The organism is Kribbella sp. NPDC002412 (assembly GCF_053592935.1).
Window position 1 is genome coordinate 1 of sequence record NZ_JBSFBL010000142.1, and the last position, 1245, is coordinate 1245.

Consider the following 1245-nt stretch of genomic DNA (forward strand, 5'->3'; position numbering starts at 1 on the left):
ACGTACCCGGCTGGTGTTACACCATGCTCTGCGCCACACCTGCCCCGTCCCCCTGATAGCTGCCAAACCCAGGCCAGCGCGGCGCGTGTCAAGAGTCGGCTTGCCGATCCCGTAGGGACGCCTCTGGCGCTCTTGATGCGGGTCGTGGTGGCCGTACGATCGGGCGACCAGGGGGACGGGGCTAACCGGCGGTCAGACGCCAGGACGGCGGCTCGTGGCAGTCGGGATCGCGGGGACGGGGGAGCGTCTTGCTGCTGGGCACCGGCGAGGACGGCGCGCCAGCGCCGCCCGCAGCCGGGGCCGCGCGCCGAAGGCGCGCCCTTGATCCATAAGAGCCAAACTCGGCAGAGAGACCGGGGGAGCTAGGCGGAGTGGCCGAGCGGCACGGCCTCGACGGTCTGCCACTCGTACATGCGGTTGTCGCGGTGCATCTCGATGAGCGACACGGCGTTGATGGTTAGGTCGGCCGGGTCGGTTGTGACGCGGTTGATTGCGTCGAGCGTGGTGATAGCGGGCTGCGGAGTGCTGACGTACGCAAGGCTGACGTGCGGTTGGTAGCCGTCGGCGTTGTCGGGTACGCCGTCCGGGCCGAACACATCCGCGATTGCAGCTCGCACGGTGTGCCGGATCTCCTGCACCGGCTCGACCGGGTCGGGCGGAAGCGCGATCGCCTCGGGTCGGATGACCGGCCGCTGGAACCGCACCTTGAGTGGCTCCAGTTCGCCGAGCCGGGATCGTGCGGCCTCCAGGAGCGCATCGACCTGGGCTGTCGTCACATCCTCGACGAACCCGACGCCCTGCATGGTCAGGTGCAGCCACTGCCGCGGAATCATGTCGAGACCCGGCACCGTCGACAGCTCGGCCTGGTAGCGGGCGGCCAGCCGGTGGAGTGGGGCGGCGTCCTCGAAGACGTTGACGTGCCAGGCGTAGAACCGGGTGCCGACCTTCCAGCCCGGCCGCCACCACCAGTGGTCGGTGAGCTGGTCGGCGTGCTTGAAGGTCCATTCGTGAGCAGAGGTCATGTCAGATGTCCGATCGTGCTTCGGGGGCCTGGCCGTGCTCGGGGATCTCGTACTCGTCGATGAACATCACGCGGTCGGCCGGCCAAATCGACTCCGAGATCTCAAGGACGTTGCCCTCAGCCGCTCGCGCCGTATGCGTGACGTGGAGGACGGGTGCGCCGGGGGCAAGATTGAACAGGTCGGCCTCGCTGGCTGTCGGCAGGCGTGAGACCCAGGCGTCGCG

2 protein-coding genes are annotated in these 1245 nt (G+C 68.7%); both read right to left on the reverse strand.

The window, feature by feature from the left end:
* Positions 1-362 precede the first annotated feature (362 nt).
* Positions 363-1022: a 2'-5' RNA ligase family protein gene (locus tag ACWCOV_RS41775; RefSeq protein ID WP_449834927.1), complete on the reverse strand. Its 660-nt coding sequence runs from the start codon at positions 1020-1022 to the stop codon at positions 363-365.
* A gap of 1 nt (position 1023) precedes the next feature.
* The coding region (locus tag ACWCOV_RS41780) for a UTRA domain-containing protein (RefSeq protein ID WP_449834928.1) at positions 1024-1245 on the reverse strand (222 nt) is incomplete at its 5' end.

Excerpts from the sequence above, each read along its gene's own strand:
- ACWCOV_RS41775 (WP_449834927.1), bottom strand. The coding sequence starts at position 1,022 with ATGACCTCTGCTCACGAATGGACCTTCAAGCACGCCGACCAGCTCACC.